The organism is Methanobrevibacter oralis (assembly GCF_001639275.1).
Taxonomy (GTDB): domain Archaea; phylum Methanobacteriota; class Methanobacteria; order Methanobacteriales; family Methanobacteriaceae; genus Methanocatella; species Methanocatella oralis.
Genome location: NZ_LWMU01000081.1, coordinates 88,277 through 106,790 on the forward strand (window position 1 = coordinate 88,277; position 18,514 = coordinate 106,790).

At 29.5% G+C, this 18,514-nt stretch carries 11 protein-coding genes, 3 tRNA genes and 1 other RNA gene; 11 read left to right on the forward strand and 4 right to left on the reverse strand.

All coding sequences use genetic code 11. The annotated features are described in order from the left end of the window. Positions 1-23: 23 nt before the first annotated feature. Positions 24-1,202 (forward strand): TIGR00375 family protein, encoded by a 1,179-nt coding sequence (locus tag MBORA_RS07095; protein WP_063720451.1) that lies wholly within the window; start codon positions 24-26, stop codon positions 1,200-1,202. 10 nt (positions 1,203-1,212) lie between these two features. On the opposite strand, the gene MBORA_RS07100 is transcribed toward MBORA_RS07095, so the two are convergent. The 3 genes from MBORA_RS07100 to MBORA_RS07110 form a co-directional block, all read right to left on the reverse strand. Continuing rightward, positions 1,213-1,286 (reverse strand) — tRNA-Arg (locus MBORA_RS07100). Positions 1,287-1,339: 53 nt separating this feature from the next. After that, a tRNA-Arg gene (locus MBORA_RS07105) sits at positions 1,340-1,413 on the reverse strand. Positions 1,414-1,500: 87 nt separating this feature from the next. Continuing rightward, positions 1,501-2,019 carry a hypothetical protein gene (locus MBORA_RS07110; RefSeq protein WP_042691929.1) on the reverse strand — a complete coding sequence of 173 codons (519 nt, stop codon included), beginning with the start codon at positions 2,017-2,019 and terminating at the stop codon, positions 1,501-1,503. Between the two features lie 246 nt (positions 2,020-2,265). Between MBORA_RS07110 and frhA the strand changes: the two genes are divergently transcribed. The 4 genes from frhA to frhB are packed head-to-tail and all read left to right on the forward strand — an operon-like array spanning position 2,266 to position 5,755. After that, complete coding sequence (frhA, locus tag MBORA_RS07115) at positions 2,266-3,483, forward strand: coenzyme F420 hydrogenase subunit alpha (RefSeq protein ID WP_042691926.1); 1,218 nt, start codon at positions 2,266-2,268, stop codon at positions 3,481-3,483. A gap of 24 nt (positions 3,484-3,507) precedes the next feature. After that, positions 3,508-4,125, forward strand: a complete 618-nt coding sequence (gene frhD, locus MBORA_RS07120; protein ID WP_042691924.1) for a coenzyme F420-reducing hydrogenase, FrhD protein — start codon at positions 3,508-3,510, stop codon at positions 4,123-4,125. Further along, a complete protein-coding gene (frhG, locus tag MBORA_RS07125) occupies positions 4,077-4,892 on the forward strand; it encodes a coenzyme F420 hydrogenase subunit gamma (RefSeq protein ID WP_042691922.1) in 816 nt (271 codons plus the stop codon). Before frhD ends, frhG begins: the two co-directional genes overlap by 49 nt. An 11-nt stretch (positions 4,893-4,903) precedes the next feature. Further along, the gene (frhB, locus tag MBORA_RS07130; protein WP_042691919.1) at positions 4,904-5,755 is read left to right on the forward strand and encodes a coenzyme F420 hydrogenase subunit beta; all 852 of its coding nucleotides are present in this window, start codon (positions 4,904-4,906) and stop codon (positions 5,753-5,755) included. A 50-nt stretch (positions 5,756-5,805) separates the two neighbouring features. Here frhB and map read toward each other — a convergent pair whose 3' ends face one another. After that, the gene (gene map, locus MBORA_RS07135) at positions 5,806-6,723 is read right to left on the reverse strand and encodes a type II methionyl aminopeptidase (protein ID WP_042691916.1); all 918 of its coding nucleotides are present in this window, start codon (positions 6,721-6,723) and stop codon (positions 5,806-5,808) included. Positions 6,724-6,814: 91 nt separating this feature from the next. Between map and MBORA_RS07140 the strand changes: the two genes are divergently transcribed. The 6 genes from MBORA_RS07140 (at position 6,815) to MBORA_RS07165 (ending at position 18,167) form a co-directional block, all read left to right on the forward strand. After that, a complete protein-coding gene (locus MBORA_RS07140) occupies positions 6,815-7,219 on the forward strand; it encodes a membrane protein (RefSeq protein WP_042691913.1) in 405 nt (134 codons plus the stop codon). Positions 7,220-7,228: 9 nt separating this feature from the next. After that, positions 7,229-7,741 (forward strand): hypothetical protein, encoded by a 513-nt coding sequence (locus MBORA_RS07145; RefSeq protein ID WP_042691910.1) that lies wholly within the window; start codon positions 7,229-7,231, stop codon positions 7,739-7,741. 102 nt (positions 7,742-7,843) lie between these two features. Next, positions 7,844-7,918, forward strand: a tRNA-Met gene (locus tag MBORA_RS07150). Positions 7,919-7,939: 21 nt separating this feature from the next. Further along, an RNA gene (gene rnpB, locus MBORA_RS07155) (RNase P RNA component) lies at positions 7,940-8,220 on the forward strand. Positions 8,221-8,962: 742 nt separating this feature from the next. Then, the gene (locus MBORA_RS07160; protein ID WP_042692178.1) at positions 8,963-13,774 is read left to right on the forward strand and encodes a cobaltochelatase subunit CobN; all 4,812 of its coding nucleotides are present in this window, start codon (positions 8,963-8,965) and stop codon (positions 13,772-13,774) included. A 133-nt stretch (positions 13,775-13,907) separates the two neighbouring features. Continuing rightward, positions 13,908-18,167, forward strand: coding sequence for a right-handed parallel beta-helix repeat-containing protein (locus MBORA_RS07165; RefSeq protein ID WP_042691907.1), 4,260 nt, complete (start codon positions 13,908-13,910; stop codon positions 18,165-18,167). Positions 18,168-18,514: the final 347 nt, after the last annotated feature.

Here is an 18,514-nt window from a genome sequence, read left to right on the forward strand (position 1 = left end):
ATTTTCATAACTAATCATTATTCATGTTAATTAATACAGATTTTCATGTTCATAGTTGTTTTTCAATGGCATCATCAAAAGACATGATAATTAAAAATATGGCTCCCAAATCAAAATTGAAAGGTTTAGATTTATTGGGAACTGGAGATGCCTTCCATCCTAAATGGTTAGATATTATTGAAGACACCACAGAGTATATTGGTGATGGGATTTATTCTTATGAGGATATGGATTTTGTTTTAACTAGTGAGGTTGAAGGAAAAAATAGGATTCATCATTTGATAATAATTCCTAATATGGATATTGCAAGAGAAATATCTGATAAATTAGATTCTAAGAATAAAACTACTGATGGTAGGCCAAAAACAAATTATGGTGGTGCAGAACTTTTAGATTTAGTGCATGAATATGATTGTTTAATTGGCCCGGCTCATGCGTTTACTCCTTGGACTGGAATGTATAAATCTTTTGATAGTATTTATGATTGTTATTCTAAAAAAGCAGATTTTGTTGAATTAGGTTTGTCTGCCGATACATTTATGGCAGATAGAATAGCTGAACTTAAAGATTTTGTTTTTTTAAGTAATTCTGATGCTCACTCACCATGGCCTCATCGTTTAGGTAGGGAATTTAATAAAATAGAACTTAAGGATATCTCATATTCTTCAATAAAAAATGCAATTAAACACAAAAGTATTAAAGCAAACTATGGACTTGTTCCAAGTCTTGGAAAATATCACATGACTGCATGTACCAAATGCTATAAATTAATTAATCCAAGTCTAGCTATTCGAAATAAAATGAAATGTTCTTGTGGTGGAACTATTAAAAGAGGAGTTGATTTTAGAATTTCACAAATAGCTGATTATCAAAATGCTAAAAGTCCAGATTTTAGGCCTGATTATGTTCATTTAATGCCACTTTCAGAGTTGATAGCTAGTGTTTATGATAAAGGTGTTACAACAAAAGCCGTTCAGAGAAAATGGCAGTCTTTAATCAGCAGTTTTAAAACAGAAATTAATGTATTAGTAAATACTCCTGTTGATGAAATTAAAAAAATCGATTCAAGTATTGCAGTGGCTATTGAATCATTTAGAAATAGGACTATTGAAGTTATTCCTGGTGGTGGAGGACAGTATGGTCAAATTCTTTTTGAAAAACCAAAAGTAACTAAAAATAGTACGCTTGATTTTTTTAATTAAAATTTAAACACGGACTTGGAGGGATTTGAACCCTCGATCTTAAGATTAGGAGTCTTACGCCCTTCCAGACTAGGCTACAAGCCCAAAATAATTGAGGTAATTAGATATTGATTTAAAAAAAAGAATGTCATGTTGAGCGGACCCGCCGGGATTTGAACCCGGGACCTTCGGATTAGAAGTCCGACGCCCTATCCAGCTAGGCTACGAGCCCTACATATAACAGTATTAACTATGTTTTAAGTTTTATATATAGTTATCTATTATTTTAAAAAATAATAAAAGGATTGTTATTTAATCCTTAATATCTATCTACTTTTCCAGTAGCATCGCTAATAGCAATATTATCTACTGCAGTTCCATTTGGATTGTATATGGTTGCATACCAGTATCCATTAGAATAACTTACAGATCCAGCATAATATCCTGGTTCACCTACAGCATTATTAGCTATGCTTTGTGCTGTTGAATATGATAGTCTAGTATGTGATCCTGAGCCTGAACCACCTGATCCAGAACCCCCTGAACTGGAACCTCCAGAACTACTAGATCCTGAACTGCTTGAACTACCTCCACTAGATCCTGAACTACTTGATCCAGTTGAACCACCATTTTCACTATTTGCATTAGTTGAAACAGATCCAGTACCATTTCCTAAAGTAGTGTTATTTCCGATTCCATCTCCAGTATCATCACTAGTACCCATACTAGCTAAATTAGAGAATATAGGGTTATCACTATTAGTTATTCCATATGCTACAACTGCTGCTGCAATACATAAAACAATAATTATGGAAATTATTATATTTGCTTTATCCAATTTTTCACCCCACGAAAAATTTGTATAATTTATTTTACATTTTAATTATTATTTATCTAATATTTAAATATTATTATTAAATTAAATATACTCTAATATTTTTATTTTTCATGTTATATAATGTCTTTCTAATTGGAACGTTGATATAATATTCCTAAATAAAGTATTACTTTTATGGGAAATTATATAACTTAGTATTACAATATATACCTATTATTAGTTTTTACTAATAATTGAGGTGATTTTTTGAAAGAGAGAGTAGTTATATCTCCAACATCTCGACAAGAAGGGCATGCCGAGTTGGTCATGGAAGTCGATGATGATGGAATAGTTACAAAAGGTATGTATTTGAGTATAACTCCTGTTAGGGGTTTAGAAAAAATGGTGCTTAACAAGAGTCCTGAAACAGCTCCTGTTTTATGTCAAAGAATTTGTGGGGTTTGTCCTATACCTCATACATTAGCTTCAGTAGAAGCAATTGATAATTCTTTGGACATTGAAGTTCCTAAAGCTGGTAAATTATTAAGAAGAGCGACTCTAGCTGCTCATAATATAAATAGTGCTGCAATTCATCACTTTTTAATTGCTCCTGATTTTGTTCCAGAGGATGCATTTAATACAGCAGTTAATAGTGTTAGTGAAGTGAGAAAAGCTGTACAATATGTTGTTGATATGATAGCTGGAGAAGGTATCCACCCATCTGATGTTCGAATTGGTGGTATGGCTAGGAATATTACTCCTTTTGCGAAAGAAAGGTTAATTACTAGAATGAAAGAACTTAAGCCAACTTTGGAAGCACATGTTGAATTGATTAAGAATTGTGTCATTGAAAAAGGACTACCTGATGATTTAGGAGTTATTGATAATCCATTAATGGCTACTAGTCCTGCTTATGGTGATAATGATTTCTTTGACATGGATAGATTTTCAGAAGTTTTACCTGAAGCATGGTATGATGATCCAGAAATTGGTAAAAAAGCATGTTCTGTAATCCCATTATGGGAAGGTAAAAATGTTGAAACAGGTCCTAGAGCAAGAATGGATAAATTCAGTGGATTTAAAGATAAAGGTGTAAATGCACAACATGTAGCTCGTGCTGATGAAATGTTGAAAAACTATGAAATTGTTTTAGAAGTTTTAGATGAATTAGATACTTCTGCACCAGCAAGAGCAGACTTTGATCCTAGAGGTACTGGAAAACTTGGATTTGGTGTTATTGAAGGTCCTAGAGGAACTAATGTGCATATGGCTAATATTAATGAGGGTAAAACTCAATTTTATTCTGCAATTGTACCTACAACTTGGAATATTCCAACAATGGGTCCAGCTACAGAAGGTTTTCATCATGAATTAGCTCCACATGTTATAAGAGCTTATGATCCATGTTTATCTTGTGCCACTCATGTAATGGTAGTTAAAGATCATGATAAATCTGTTCTTAAAAATGAAATGGTGAAAATTTAATAGTTTATTTATAGGAGGAATAATATGCCTTATAATGCGGAGACAATTGTCGTTGGTTGTGGAAATACACTGTTTAAAGATGATGGTTTTGGTCCAATTGTAGTTAATATTTTAGAAAAATATTTTAAAAGTGAAAATAGTGATGATTTCGATCCTGCTATTATATCCTACATTGAAAACGATTTTCCACCAGCGATGATTGAAAGATTGGAGAATTCTTTTGAAGGTTTAACTATACCTGATAATGTTAAGTTTATTGATGCTGGAACCGGTGCAACACATTTTATTTTTTCACTTCCTGATGAAAAATGGAGGAAAGTTATTGTTGTGGATGTTGTTGAATTTGATGCAGAACCTGGAACTGTAAAAGTATTTTCTCCTTTTGACATGCCAAAAGCAAAATATGAAAATGTTCATACTTGGCCTGTTGAGGAACCTCTTCATGAACTTTCTAAAAATTGTGAAGTTGTTATAGTAGGTTGCAAACCTAAAGAGATTCCTTCTCCAGATGTGGATATGGGTTTAACAGAACCCGTAGAAAAGGCAATTCCTGAAGCTATTGAGATTATATTAAAAGAAATCGGGGTAAAAGAATGTTTGATAAAATCAAAAAAGCTTTCGGAGGTTCAAAAGAACCAGTAAAACCAAAAGCAGAAGAAAAAGTTGAAGCTCCTGTTGAATCACAAGTACCAGCAGAAGAAAAAAAAGCTTCAACCAAACCACGTGTAGGTTATATACATTTAAGTGGTTGTACTGGAGATGTAATGTCTTTAACAGAAAATTATGACATTTTAGCTGATGTATTAAGTGATATGGTAGACATTGTATATGGACAAACTTTAGTTGATTTATGGGAAATGCCAGAAATGGATTTATGTTTGATTGAAGGATCTGTTTGTTTACAAGATGAACATAGTGTTCATGAACTTCTAGAAGCGAGAGAAAAGTCTGGGTTAATTTGTGCATTTGGTTCTTGTGCTGTAACTGGATGTTTTACAAATTTTGCTAGAGGTGGTCAACAAGCTCAGCCTAAACATGAATCTTATCTTCCAATTAATCAATTAATTAAAGTTGATTTAGCACTTCCAGGCTGTCCTGTATCACCTGAAATGATTGCAAAAACTGTTGTTGCATTGTGTGAAGGGGATATGGATTATTTACAACCAGCTATTGATTGGGCAACATGTAACAATGGCTGTGGTTGTGATGTATTGACCAATGTAATTCGCCAAGGGTTATGTACTGGTTGTGGAACTTGTGCTCTTGCTTGTCAAACAAGAGCAATTGACTTTGTAGAAGGCAGACCAAGCTGTAATATAGATAGATGTATTAAATGCGGGTCTTGTTATGTGATGTGTCCAAGATCATGGTTGCCAGAAGAAAGAATTAAAATGGAAACAGGTCTCTAGGAGGTTTTGAGATGGTATTAGGTAGTTATAGAGAAGCATTATCTGCAAGATCTACTGAAAAAAGAATTCAAGATGTATCACAGGATGGTGGAATTGTTTCATCATTATTATGTTATGCACTTGATGAAGGAATTATTGAAGGAGCTGTTGTTGCTGGAGATCCTGGTGATGACTGGACTCCTGTTCCTCAAGTTGTAACTTCCTCTGATGAAGTTATTGATGCAGCTGGAACAAAATATTCAATGTCTCCTAATATATTTGCTTTAAAAGAAGCTGTACGTCAATATGGGCTTGAAAGTGTAGCTATTGTTGCAACTCCATGCCAAGTACAGGGTATTAGAAAAGCACAAGCTTATCCATTTTCAACTAGGTTTGTTACAGACAAAATTAAATTAATAATTGGTATTTACTGTATGGAAAACTTCCCAATGGCATCATTAGATACTTTTGCAGAAGCTAAATTAAATACTACTTTAGCTAATGCAGACAAAATGGACATTGGAAAAGGTAAATTCTGGCTTAATGAAAATGGAGAAGAAAAAGGTTTAGCACTTAAAGAAACACATGGATATGAACAAGCAGGATGTAATGTATGTCAAGATTATGTTTGTGAATATTCTGATATTTCAACAGGATCTGTTGGATCACCTGATGGATGGTCTACTGTTTTGACTAGAACAGATGCTGGTGAAGATATATTCAAAGCAGCTATTGATGCAGATTTAATTGAAACCAAAGAAATGGATGATGTAAAACCTGGACTTGGATTACTTGAAAAATTAGCTAAAGATAAGAAAGAAAAATCTACAGCTGAATGTGAAAGAAGAGCTAAAATGGGAGTTCGTATTCCAACAATTTATTAGATTAAAAAGAGTCAGGAATTTTTCAATTCTTGATTCTTTTTTTATTTTTTTTATAAAGTTGTGATTGTACAACCTTCTTTTTCTACAATAAAAGTATGTTCTTTTTGACTTACAAAACAGTCTTTTTTCTCTCTTAATGGAGCATAAGGATAAATTGACATTGCATCACTTAATTGTTTTAATGCAATTCCACCACGTCTTTCTCCAAATTTTTCACTTATCCATCTACCAGAAAATGGGACATGAGCATGATGGTGTTGAATGTATTTTAAAACTTTTTGAGTGCTTTTCATTCTAAACGGTTTTTTTGCCATATATGAAAAGATATAATGTCCAGGAGCATCATTTACCATTCCTTTTCCATTAGTTGCAAATGGTTCAATAGCTATTGCTTGGCCTTCTTCTAGAACATAATTGTCATTGTTATCATAATTTGGAATTGAAATTCCAGCATGAAGATTATATTGTTCTAAACTATGTCCAGTTAAATTAAATATAGGATTTAAATCATATTCAGCTATTGCTTCATGAACTGCTTTACCAATTTTTGATACTTCAATGCCTGCTCTAACAGTACTAATTGCTGCTTCAAGACCAGCTGCTGATGCTTCAACAATTTCTTCATGTAAGTTTATTTCATCTTGTGTGAAATTTTCATCTATATTTCCACCAGCTATAACTGTAACTGCAGAATCAGCAATATATCCATCAACCATAGCACCCAAATCTAATTTAACCATATCTCCAGCATTTATTGTTGTATTATCATTTATTGGGGAGGTGTAATGTGCAGCAATTTCATTTATTGATAAATTACATGGAAATGCAATTTCAGCACCACTTTTAATAATTTCGCCTTCTACATACTCTACTATATCAATAGCAAGTGCTCCATCAACTATCATTTTAGAAGCATCACTACGTATTTTTGAAACAATTTTTCCAGATTTTAAATATGATTCAATCATGGTCATGTACCTTCTTCATTAATAATTAATTATATTAACTAATAAAGTTTATATATATTTTATATCATTAGTTAAGTGGAGGTAAAAAAATATGGATGTTCCAACAATTCCTGATCAAATGTTTTTATTAATAATTTTGATTATTGTTGCTATTGTGCTAATTGTCATTGTATTTGAATGGAGAAAGGTTGCACAATCTAAAAACTCAATTCTCATGCTTGAAAAAGAAATAGAACTTAAAAAGATGTCCATGGTTGAAAAAGATTTAGAATCTAAAAGATTAATGGATAATCCTATTCCATTACCACAAAATCAACAAGATAACCTATCAGCTATTAGAGACTCTACAACTCAAGTAAGAAGTGAAGTTGGATATTTACATAGTGAAATTAATGAAAGATTGGCTCGTCTTGAAGCACAAACAGAACAAAGAAAGTTAGAAAAAATGCTTAAAGAAATTGAGGCAAAAGAAGCAAAACTTAAAAATATGAAATAAGGTGATAATATGGAAGCAATGGAAGCTGTTGCAGTAATTATTATTATAATAGCTATTGTAATTTTACTTTATTATTATTTCTTAAATAATCCTAAAACAGTTGATAGATTAAGGAACTATGTTCCATCAACTGCTGATGCACATATGGATGAAGTTTTAGGTAAAAACAAAGATGAAAAAAACTTAAAATCTGATAAAAATGATGAAACAGATTCAATGAGTAAAAGACTTAAAATAAAATTAACTGATATGGACATGTCTTCTATTAATACAGATGCATTTTCACATAAAATAGATTCATTTTTAGAAGAAAAAAGTGATGAATTAATAAAAGATTGGTCTTTAGCTACTGTAAATGATTTAAAAGATTTGGAATCTAAATTTTCTAAAACTACTAGCTCTGTTGATACTTTAGAAAAATCTTTTAAAGAATTCAGGGAAGATTCTAAGGAATTCAAAATCGCTACTGAAAAAAAATTAAAAGATTTGGATGAAAGAATAGAAGCATTAGAAAATAATTAATTTTCTTATTTTTTTCTATTTTCGCTTATTTGGTCGAAATATTTATATACTATTTAATGTATAGTATATTATGTAGTTTTAATTTACTATTTTTATTCATATAGCAGGGTGGGGTAGTCTGGTGATCCCGCGGGGCTCATAACCCCGAGATCCCTAGTTCAAATCTAGGCCCTGCTACTTTTAATTAATATTTTCATGGCAAGTTAAAGACAGCTGCTGGTTTTAATAAACTAAGGAAACTCCGCCCATCGTCACAGACTATGGCGTTGAAAAACGTATGCTGAGAAGTATGACTCTGGAGCAGAAACGATACGTCTTTTAATGAATGACAATGATAATTAATTGAGGACATTAAAAGAATAGGTGAAACGGCCATTCCATAGGATGCAAGAACAAAGAGGCCAATGACAACTGTTGGAGGCAAAGTAGTTCGCTAAGATGAATGCTGTTAAACAGAAGGTGGGTTACTCTTAACATGCCATGAAAATATTAATTGTTTATTTTTTTTAGATTGTATTGTATTTAATAAATTAATTTATTGAAATAGCTGATTTTTCGGAGTTTTCAATGATAGCTAAAATTAAAGTTCATGATATGTTGATTTAAGTAGTAGTTAAATTATATAATAATATTGGTTTATTAGAAGCGTATGGTCAGGTTTTATCTTGTTTTTCAATCAAAAATATCTTTTCAATTATCTATAAGTATTGAGGGTTATTTTTAGAGTTTCGAGAAAAAAATAATCATATTTCTTGAAAAAAAGATTAAAGCTATGAAAAATTTTACTTATCATCAAATATGATGGCATAGAATTTGAAATTATGTGGAATACTATTACAGTAGAGCTTCACGAAATCAAAGAAAATTTGACATTGTTAGTTTAATTTTCTCTTGTTCATAATTTGTTATTTAAAAGAGAATATTTTAAAAAATATTCATTAGCTTTATTTTTATTGTATACAATTTAATCAAAAAATATCTAATTATAATGTTTTATCTAAAATAATTATCTTTTTTTATTTAGTTATTATTTTTTTATTTTTTTTTAACATTTTTTAAATTTCTCTCATTTTTCTTGATATTAGGTAAATATTATATAATATCAAAAATAATTTACATTTATAGTAAATGTTTTTTTACTATGTTTATGGTAATTGATTAAATGGGGGTGAAAATATAAAGATAGATAATAAACTGTTGTTCACATTAATTATTTCGATAATGTTGCTTTTATCCCTAAATGCAATTTTTGCAGAAGATAATAATGCAACCGGTGATGTTGTAAGTCAATCAATTGAATTAGATAATGTTTCACAATGTCATGAGCTTTCAAATCTTCAAGCTGTTCAACATGGTGATGTGCTGTCAGCAGGAGGAGGAGTCATTAATGTTAAAGTTAGAGATTCTTATAATCAATCAAATAAATCTTGGGTTGAGGAAGGAATAGTTTTGCCTGGTGCTACTGTTAAGATTTATGATTCTTCAAATAGCTTAATATCAACACTTAAAACAAATTCCAAAGGATTAGCTTCATTTAAAAATCTTAATCCTGGATTTTACACTGTTGAAATTAGTTATTTAACGTATAATGCACATAAAGAAACAATAAAACTTACTAGTGGGAGTACTAAAACTATTTCACATATATTTAAACCAGATATTCTTTTATTAGTAGATTACTCTTCACATAATGAGAAGGTGGATTTGCTAATGAATATGTCAAGAAGAGTTGCATACATTAGTACGACTAACTTTGATAAAAGATGCGAATGGTTAGGAGATTGTGCAAATTATATTCATATAGATATGTTTTCAGAATCTGCTTACAGTATTTTCACTTCTCAATATCTAAAAGGATTTTTAGCTTCTAGTCCGGCTAATGCAAATTATAAGGTTGCTTATACATTTGGAACATATAATACAAGTCTTTTAAGCACAATAGGTTTACACATTGTCGGTTCGAATCCATTTAATAATACATTTGAAACAATTGAAAATACATATATTGGTTCTTATTTCCAAGCAGATGATATTAAAGAATCTAATGTATTGTTTCATAATATGAAAAATTATTTGGCTTATGTTAAATTTTTAATTGAACCGAATTTATATCCAAATCCAACATTAATTGATGCTAATGCACCTTTAATGATGCCTGAATGTGGGATTTATCATCCGAAATTAGGTTATTATACTATTTTACCAAATTGTAGTTTAATTAATTATTGGATTCAAACAAATCCTGGATTTTCGCATAGTGGTGATGGAAGTCTTAATTGGATGCATGATAATTATCCTGTTTGGTTAGATGAGGTATTGGATCCAAAGGAATTGTATAGACAATTTGAATGTGATTATATTTCAAATTTTGATGTAGATAAAAAATTTGTAGCTATTGTTTCTTACTATGGTGGTGGGGATGTTATTGATGAGTTAATTAACGCTTATGAAGCGAGAGGGAGGCCGGCATTTAATATTTTTAAATATGGTACTAAACCATCCGCTTCTTCTATATTAAATAAAATTGTTAGTGCTTCACGTATTGGCATATCATCAATTACTTCATTATATAGTTGGTCTTTAAACTATGTATATGGTTCTGCTGAATCAGATTTATCAGAAATTGATTTGGCAGTTCTTAAAGGTGTAAATCAAATTTCTCAATCAGGTTATTATAGTGATTTAGGTCCACAAATTGAGTGGACTTATGCTGTTACTTATCCAAGTTTTGAAGGAGTATTTGGTCCAATCATTTTATCTTATGTGGATTCTAATGGTCAAGTTCATCCTATTCGTGCTGGAATCGAAAAAATGGCTAAATTAGGTTCTGCTTGGGCGGATCTAAAAGATATGGATAATGCTGATAAAAAAGTTGCTATTGTATTGTATAATTATCCTCCTGGTAAAGGAGAGATTGGAGCTTCTTATTTAGATGTATTTTTAAGTACTCGTGATTTAATCATAAAATTAGCTCAAAATGGTTATGATATAGGTTGTAATCCTGAGGGGTTAATGTCTGTTCAAGATTTAACTACTTTAATATATAGTTTTGGTAATAAAGGAAGATGGGCACAAGGTTTGATTAATCAATATGTTGAAAACAATTGGGATTATTTGTATTCTCATAATCAATTAATTTCAATTAACCAATTCAATGATTTAACCGATGATTTTAACTCTGATTTATATAAAAAGATGGTTGATTATTGGGGTGCTGGTCTTGGAGAAAATATGATTTATGTTAACAAAACTACTGGGGAAAAATATATTGTTATTCCTGGAGTTTGGTTTGGTAATGTTTTCATTACTTTTCAACCAAGTAGAGGTTGGGAAGATGCTAAAAATTATCATGATTTAACAATACCTCCTCATCAACAATATGTTGCATTTTATCAATGGATTGATAAAGTTGCAGGTATAAATGCTATTGTTAATATGGGTACTCATGGAACACTAGAGTGGCTTCCTGGTAGGAATGTTGGTGTGTCTGAAGGAGATTGGACTTTTGAATTAAACTTAATTCCAACAATATATCCGTATATTGTATCTAACCCTGGTGAAGCAATGGTAGCTAGAGATAGGATTGCAGCATTGATGATTACTCACATGACTCCAGCAATGTTTTCATCATCATTATATGGTAATTATTCAACATTATTAGATTACATTAACCGTTATAAAGAACAACTAAAACTTAATGTTACTTCTAATGTTGAAATGTATCAAAAAAAGATTTTAAATTTAGCTCCTATTTTAGGTTTTAGAAAAAAATTAGATAATGAAACATTTGAAATTTGGATTGATGGATTGCATGAATATTTAGATGGAATGGAAAATGATTTCAATACTTATGGTTTGCATTCATTAGGTAAGATTTTAACCGGCTTTGAATTGGTTGAAGAAGTAATTACGATTTCCACTTCACAAACTAAAATCTATGATTATATACTGGCAAAATTATATCCGAAATTGGCAGGTAAAAGTTTTTATGATGATATTCAAGGTAATTTAAATTATCGGGATGTTGCTTTTAATGTTAAAAAGTTTTTAAATGATTATGTGTGGCTTTTAGTAAATGGAACTAGTATTGAAGATTTAAACAATAGGTTTAACATTGAGAAAAACTCTGCATTATATAATTCCACACTTTATCTTGGTGAAATTATTGTAAATATTCAAAATAACAATGAATGGAATGCAATATTGATTGCTTTAAGTGGAAGATACTTGAAAGCAGGGTTATTTGCGGATCCTTCTTATGGTGATTCAATCCCTACTGGTTATGATGGTTTTGCATCAGACTCTACAAGAATGCCTTCAGCAGCTGCTTATGACTCTGCTGTAAAAATCGTGGATTTATTAATAGCTAATTATTATCAAAAGCATGGTAAATGGCCTGAATTAACCTCATTAATTTTATGGGGTACAGAAATTTCAAGGACAGAAGGTATTGGTGTTGCAGAGTTTATGTATTTCTTAGGTTGTAAGCCAGTATGGTCACAAAATGGTAAGGTTATTGGAGTTGAAATGATTCCATTAGAGAATTTAACTGTAAAACTTCATAATGGAGCTGTTGTAAATAGGCCTAGAATTGATGTATTTGCAAGTATGGTTACAAGTAATAAAGATTGGATAAGATGGATGTTAACTTCTGTTAAACTTGCAAAATCTGCAAATGAATCTGCAAAAGATAATTATGTTATTAAGCATTTTGCAGAAAATCCTAGTCTTGATAGGTTATTTGGTCTTCCAGGTAATGTATTAGAGGGAACTGGTATGAGTACTCTTATTCCAAATACTGCTCATTGGAATATTTCTTCAGTAAATGACTATGCTGCCGATATTTATTTAAACAGAGTATCTTATTCATGGACTTTAGATGATAATGGTAATATTGTAATTAAACAAGAGAGAAAAAATTATGAGCACTTATTGAAAAATGTTGATTTAATAACTCAAAATTTTGATAGTACATGGAGATTATTCGATTCTGATGATTACTATGATTGGTTTGGAGGTCTTTATAATGCAGCTCGTGTACTTAAGAAGGGTACTGGTAATGTTGATCCTGATACTGCTTTTGTAGATATTAGGAATAAGAATAATTATATTTCAAGAACTTATCAGGAAGAAATAGATTTTGAAATCCGTAGTATGGTATTAAATCCTAAATATATACAAGCTTTAGTATCTTCTGGCGCGGCAGGTATGAACTCTTATGGTTCTAGATATCAAAATTTGTATGCATCCATAATTATGGGTGGTGGAAAAATTAACACAGAATTAGCTGATCAAATGGCGGATTCTCTTCATAATATTTATATTAATAATAAAGATCCTAATTCAGCTGCAGGTATTCAATCTTCAATGGCATGGATGATTTATATGCAGAATCAAGGAATTTGGGAAATATCTTCTAAAAGTCCCTCTTATAAAAAATTACAAAGATTGGTTGATGATTATGTTGATAGTGTAATTCAAGATGGAGTTGCATGTTGTCACCATACATGTAAAAACTTAGCTTTCAATGCAAAAATCATTCAAATGAGTTCACTATCTGCTTCAAAAAAAGCAAAATTTGCTCAAATTTTATCACAAGCAACTTTGACAGATCCATTGTATAAAATTGAAGATGAACAAACATCTGATGATAAAATGTGGAATGGAACATCTAACTCAAATTCTCAAGATTCTAATATTAAGTCTAATGCGAATCAAGGTGCTAATATTTTAAATAATGCTACTATTGAGGAAGAACAAGTGGTTGCAGGACATACTGCTGCAGGTAATAAGCCTGGAGACTCAGGTACTGATAAAGTATCAGGGGAGATGAAAGATTCTTCATCTGATGCATCTAGTAATGGCGAGTCAAATATTGATTCATATGAGATTTCAAAAAAATCAGCTTCTAAATCAGCTAGTGCTGGCGAATCTAGCATGTCAATATTTGTAATTGTTGCGATTATTATTTTAATTGCAATATTTTTAGTTGGATATGTTAGAAATCAAAAAGATGATTTTGATGATTATTAAATCATCTTTTTCTTATTTTTTTTAAAACAAATTTTTAAATATTATATTTTAATATAATTAAATATATAATTAATAATCGTTTTAACAATACTTTTATTAGTATGTTTAATGGTTATTATTAAGAGGTTAAATTATGTTTAAAAAGATTAGTATTTTTATATTTTTATTTCTACTCTTATTAGCTATTGGGACAGTTAGTGCTGTAGACGATGTTAATATTACGAGTAGTAATAATGATGTTGGTTCGGATGTTTTAGAAATGTCTGATTGCCAAGAAGATATTAATATTTTATCTAAATCTTCACATACAGTTAATAGTGGTAATTATAATAATTACTTTGATGGTAATGGTAATCTTAATTCTACATCTGTTAAAGAGGGAGATACCATAATATTAAATGGTGATTTCTCAAAAAAGAATTTTATTTTTAATAAAAAGCTTAATATTGAAGGGGGCTCTGCTAATTCATTAAATGGGGTTAAAGTCATTCTTTTAAGTGGAGCTTCTAATAGTACTGTAAGTAATTTAAAAATAACAAATAATGATGATTTTGAATATGGAATATTTTTAAATGGTGCAAGTTATTGTGTTATTAGTAACTGTGTTATAAAAAACAAGGGCAAATCCTCTTTTCCAATAGTTTTAGGAAATGGGGCAAATCATAATAATGTTACAAATAATAAGCTGACTACTCATGGAATTACATATGGGCATGGAACAAGATCAACTTCTCCAATGCTTATTTCAGGTTCACATTATAATTACATAGCTAATAATATGATACATTCTGCTGATGCAAATGGAATTTATCTCTCTGATTATAAAACAGAAGTAGTTTCAGGTGGTAAATCTAATTATAATACTATTTTTAACAATACTGTAATATATGATGTGCTTCCTACTTCTTGGAGTTATGGTATCCAACTTATGGGTGATAATAATATTGCAGATTCTAATAAAATCATTGGAGGTTATAGAGGTATTTCGTCTGCAGGGGTTAATAATAAAATAATTAATAATTTTATTGTTAATTTAACTGGTGCTGATTTTAACCATCCTGGTGTAGAAATTGGTGGAGAATATGGTATTGTTGGTGGAATTAATGCAATAATTAAAAATAACACTATTTTAAATGCTAACCTTTTAGCTAATGGTGCAGGAATATTTACTAGTGACAATGGAATAATTGAAAATAACCGTATTCACATAAAACTTAACGGTATAGGAGTTTATGCTGATGGTAACAATATTAAAGTTTTAAACAATAAAATTAACACTACTCGTGGATATGGAATATTTCAAATTGGAGCATTATATGGATTAAATGTAACTAAAAATATTATTAATAGTGCTTCAGCTATTGGTATTGCTCTTTTTAGATCTAGTCAATCAAGAATGCCTACAAATGTTACAATTATCAATAATACAATCATTACCACTAATGATATTGCTATTGATGCATCACAAGTCAATAAAAAAGGTATATTTATTCAAACTATGAATAATGTTGGTAATAAAAAAATTTTAACACCAGAAGGAGTATATGATCCATTAGCTCCATCTTATAATTTCAATGGAACAACATACAATATTACAAATGATACATATCACAGTTATTTTGATTCAAATGGCCGTATAATTGCTAATATAACTGATGGGGATATTTTGAACTTTTCAGGAGTATTTCATAATCATATTATGTATATTAATTTTGGTGTAAAAATAACTGGAAATAATCCTATTTTTTATAATACTACATTTGTTATATCTTGTGAAAATGTATGGGTTGAAAAAATAAAAATCATAAATAAAGATGCTAGTAGAATAAATGCTTGGGGAATTCTTGTTAATAAAGATTCTGGTGTTAAAATAATTAATTGTACAATTTCTGTTGATGATAAAAATGCAGCATATGCAATTTATATTCTTGAGTCATCTTATGTTGATGTTATAAATAATACATTATATTCTAGTGGTAATTATTTAACATTTACATTACTTGCATATGGTGCCGAGAAATGTAATTTTGTTAATAATACAATTTTTACAAATGGTAGTGGGGAGGTTTATTCATTTGAACCTTCAAAATGTTTAGATGGTTCTTGTCTCGATGGTAATTCTTCAACTACTGGAAATCACATAGTCAATGAAATTTACAGAACATATGGAATTTTAATGATTCGTTCTTCTTACAATAATGTTACAGGTAATATTGTTAATGTGACTTCCAAATTAAATCAAACATACAGTACTACTGGTGAGAATAATTCAACAAATTCCATTGTAGGTATTGATTTGTACTTTGATTCTCATTATAATACTTTTAATGAGAATAATGTATTTGTTAAAGGGTTTGATAATTATATTTATGGTATGGGTGTTTTAGGTACAGAAACTGGTATGGTAGGTTCACAAGAGCATGGTGCTTCATACAATAAGTTTATTAACAACAATATAACTCTTGAAGGAACTTTTTTTGCAACAGGATTTATTGCAGGTAATGATGCTAAAAACACAACTGTTAAAGGAAATATAATAAATTTAAGAAGTAATGATTTTGTATATGGTATTACATTAGAAATTTCCCAACAATCTTACGTTATTGCAAACAACCTCACATTAAATTCTCAAATCGTTTATGGAATGAGCATATATAGTTCTAATAAAAATCAAATAAAAACCAATATTATTGATGCAAAATCAAAAGTTGTATTGGGATTAGGACTTTCAAATTCTAATTATAATATTATTAATAATAACACTATAATAGCTAATGGAAGTGGTGAAGAAGTTAATATTCCATTCAATAATACTAAGTTTTATAATGCTGGAATTGCTGTTGAGGGTAATTCCAATAATAATTTAATTAATTCAAACAATGTTATTTCTAATAAAGGTTTTGCTGTTGATTTAGATGGTTTTGCTTTTAATAATACTGTTTTTGATAATTATTTAGTATCTCAAAAAGGTAAAGCAGACGGTGCTGTAAATAATAGTGATGGAAATATTGTTTTGGAAAATTATTATAAATTTATAAGTGGAACTTTTCCAAATGTTAATATGCTTTATTTAGAAGAGGGTGTTTTTAAATTAATTCTTAATGAAACAGTAACTGGTGGTACAGTTATTTTTAAAGATACAAATGGCGATGAAATAGGTACTTCTAACGTTATTGGTAATTCTACTTCAATAAAAATCAGATTGGATGAAGGGTATTCACCAACACAATATTCAATAACTGCTACATTTAAATTAAAAGACTATAAAACTACAATATTTGATTCAATGTTATATATTGAAAGAGGTAAACTTAATATCGTTGTAACTCCGATTTCTGTTAAACAAGGGCTTGATGCAATATTTACTGTAAAAGTCACTAATATTTTAGGAAATCCGGTTTCAGGAATTAAAATTTCATTTAATAGACCTAGTGGTTCGAACTCATATATTACCAGTTCGACTACTGATAAATATGGTGTTGCTAAATCAATAGCTAAAATCGAATTTAATAATCCTTATTTTGTTGCTGTAAGTGATAAAAGTAATGATTTATATGAGAGTTATAGTGCTAATATACCTGTTACATATTTAGATAAAGCTCCAGTTACAATAAAGATTAATTCTCAAGTTTCACCTGGTGGAGTTCTTTTACAAGTTGTTGATAATAATGGTCTTCCTTTAAAAGATAAACTAACTAATGCAGGTATAAAAGTAGTAGTTACAATATCTGGTAAAAAGTACGCTCTTAAACCAGATTCTAATGGGCAAATTTATCTTCCAGGCTCTATTACTAAGGCTAAATCATATAGTGTAAAAGTTTCATATGATGGTAATATTTATTATAAATCTGCTTATAAATCTGCTAATTTTAAGGTGTTGTCTATAATTACTGGAAGTAAAAACATTGTTAAATACTTTGGAAATTCAATACAGCATAAAGTACGTATTATGGCATCTAATGGTAAATATGTAGGGTCTGGAGTTAATGTAATTTTTAAAGTAGGTAGTAAATCTTACACAGTTAAAACTGATAAAGACGGATATGCAGCCAAGTCTTTTAAGTTAAAAGTAGGTAAATACACAGTCACTACAACTTGTAAAGGTCAATCTGTATCTCATAAATTAACATTTAAACCTACATTAACAGCTAAAAATATTGTAGGTAAAAAATCTAAAGACACTAAATTCACTGTTAAATTAGTTAATAAGGATGGTAAGGTGTTATCTGGTAAGAAAATATCTATTAAAGTTAATGGTAAGAACTATAAGGTTAAAACTAATAAAAAAGGTGTAGCTACTTTAAAATTAAAACTTAAGAAAATTGGTAAATATTCTGCTATTTCTAGTTATGGTGGTTGTAAAATTACGAATAAAATTACAATTAAAAAATAGGGATTTTTATTAAATTTCTATTTCTTTTTTCCTTTTTGATTAAAATTTATTATTTCATCTATCTATATTAATTTATAAATATTATTTTTACAATAGCTTTTACTTATAATTAAATATAGATTAATGTATTTAATAAGAAATTTATTTATTTTAATTTAATTATCTTTGATTTTGATTAAATCAGTTGAAAAATACTATCAAAATATTGTTTTTTTAAAATTATAGTTTTTCTCTAAAAATTTTTACCATATAGGTTTAGCCAATTTTCATAAAATGATTTGAAGCCAATAATTTCATAAAATTTATCTTTAAATAAGTTAATTAACTGATTTTCGGTTGTATAATAT

Bases quoted from the DNA above. Each gene is read 5' to 3' on its own strand.
- MBORA_RS07095 (WP_063720451.1), top strand. From the start codon at position 24: ATGTTAATTAATACAGATTTTCATGTTCATAGTTGTTTTTCAATGGCA.
- frhD (WP_042691924.1), top strand. From the start codon at position 3,508: ATGCCTTATAATGCGGAGACAATTGTCGTTGGTTGTGGAAATACACTG.
- frhG (WP_042691922.1), top strand. From the start codon at position 4,077: ATGTTTGATAAAATCAAAAAAGCTTTCGGAGGTTCAAAAGAACCAGTA.
- frhB (WP_042691919.1), top strand. From the start codon at position 4,904: ATGGTATTAGGTAGTTATAGAGAAGCATTATCTGCAAGATCTACTGAA.
- map (WP_042691916.1), bottom strand. From the start codon at position 6,723: ATGATTGAATCATATTTAAAATCTGGAAAAATTGTTTCAAAAATACGT.
- MBORA_RS07140 (WP_042691913.1), top strand. From the start codon at position 6,815: ATGGATGTTCCAACAATTCCTGATCAAATGTTTTTATTAATAATTTTG.
- MBORA_RS07145 (WP_042691910.1), top strand. From the start codon at position 7,229: ATGGAAGCAATGGAAGCTGTTGCAGTAATTATTATTATAATAGCTATT.
- MBORA_RS07160 (WP_042692178.1), top strand. From the start codon at position 8,963: ATGTTGCTTTTATCCCTAAATGCAATTTTTGCAGAAGATAATAATGCA.
- MBORA_RS07165 (WP_042691907.1), top strand. From the start codon at position 13,908: ATGTTTAAAAAGATTAGTATTTTTATATTTTTATTTCTACTCTTATTA.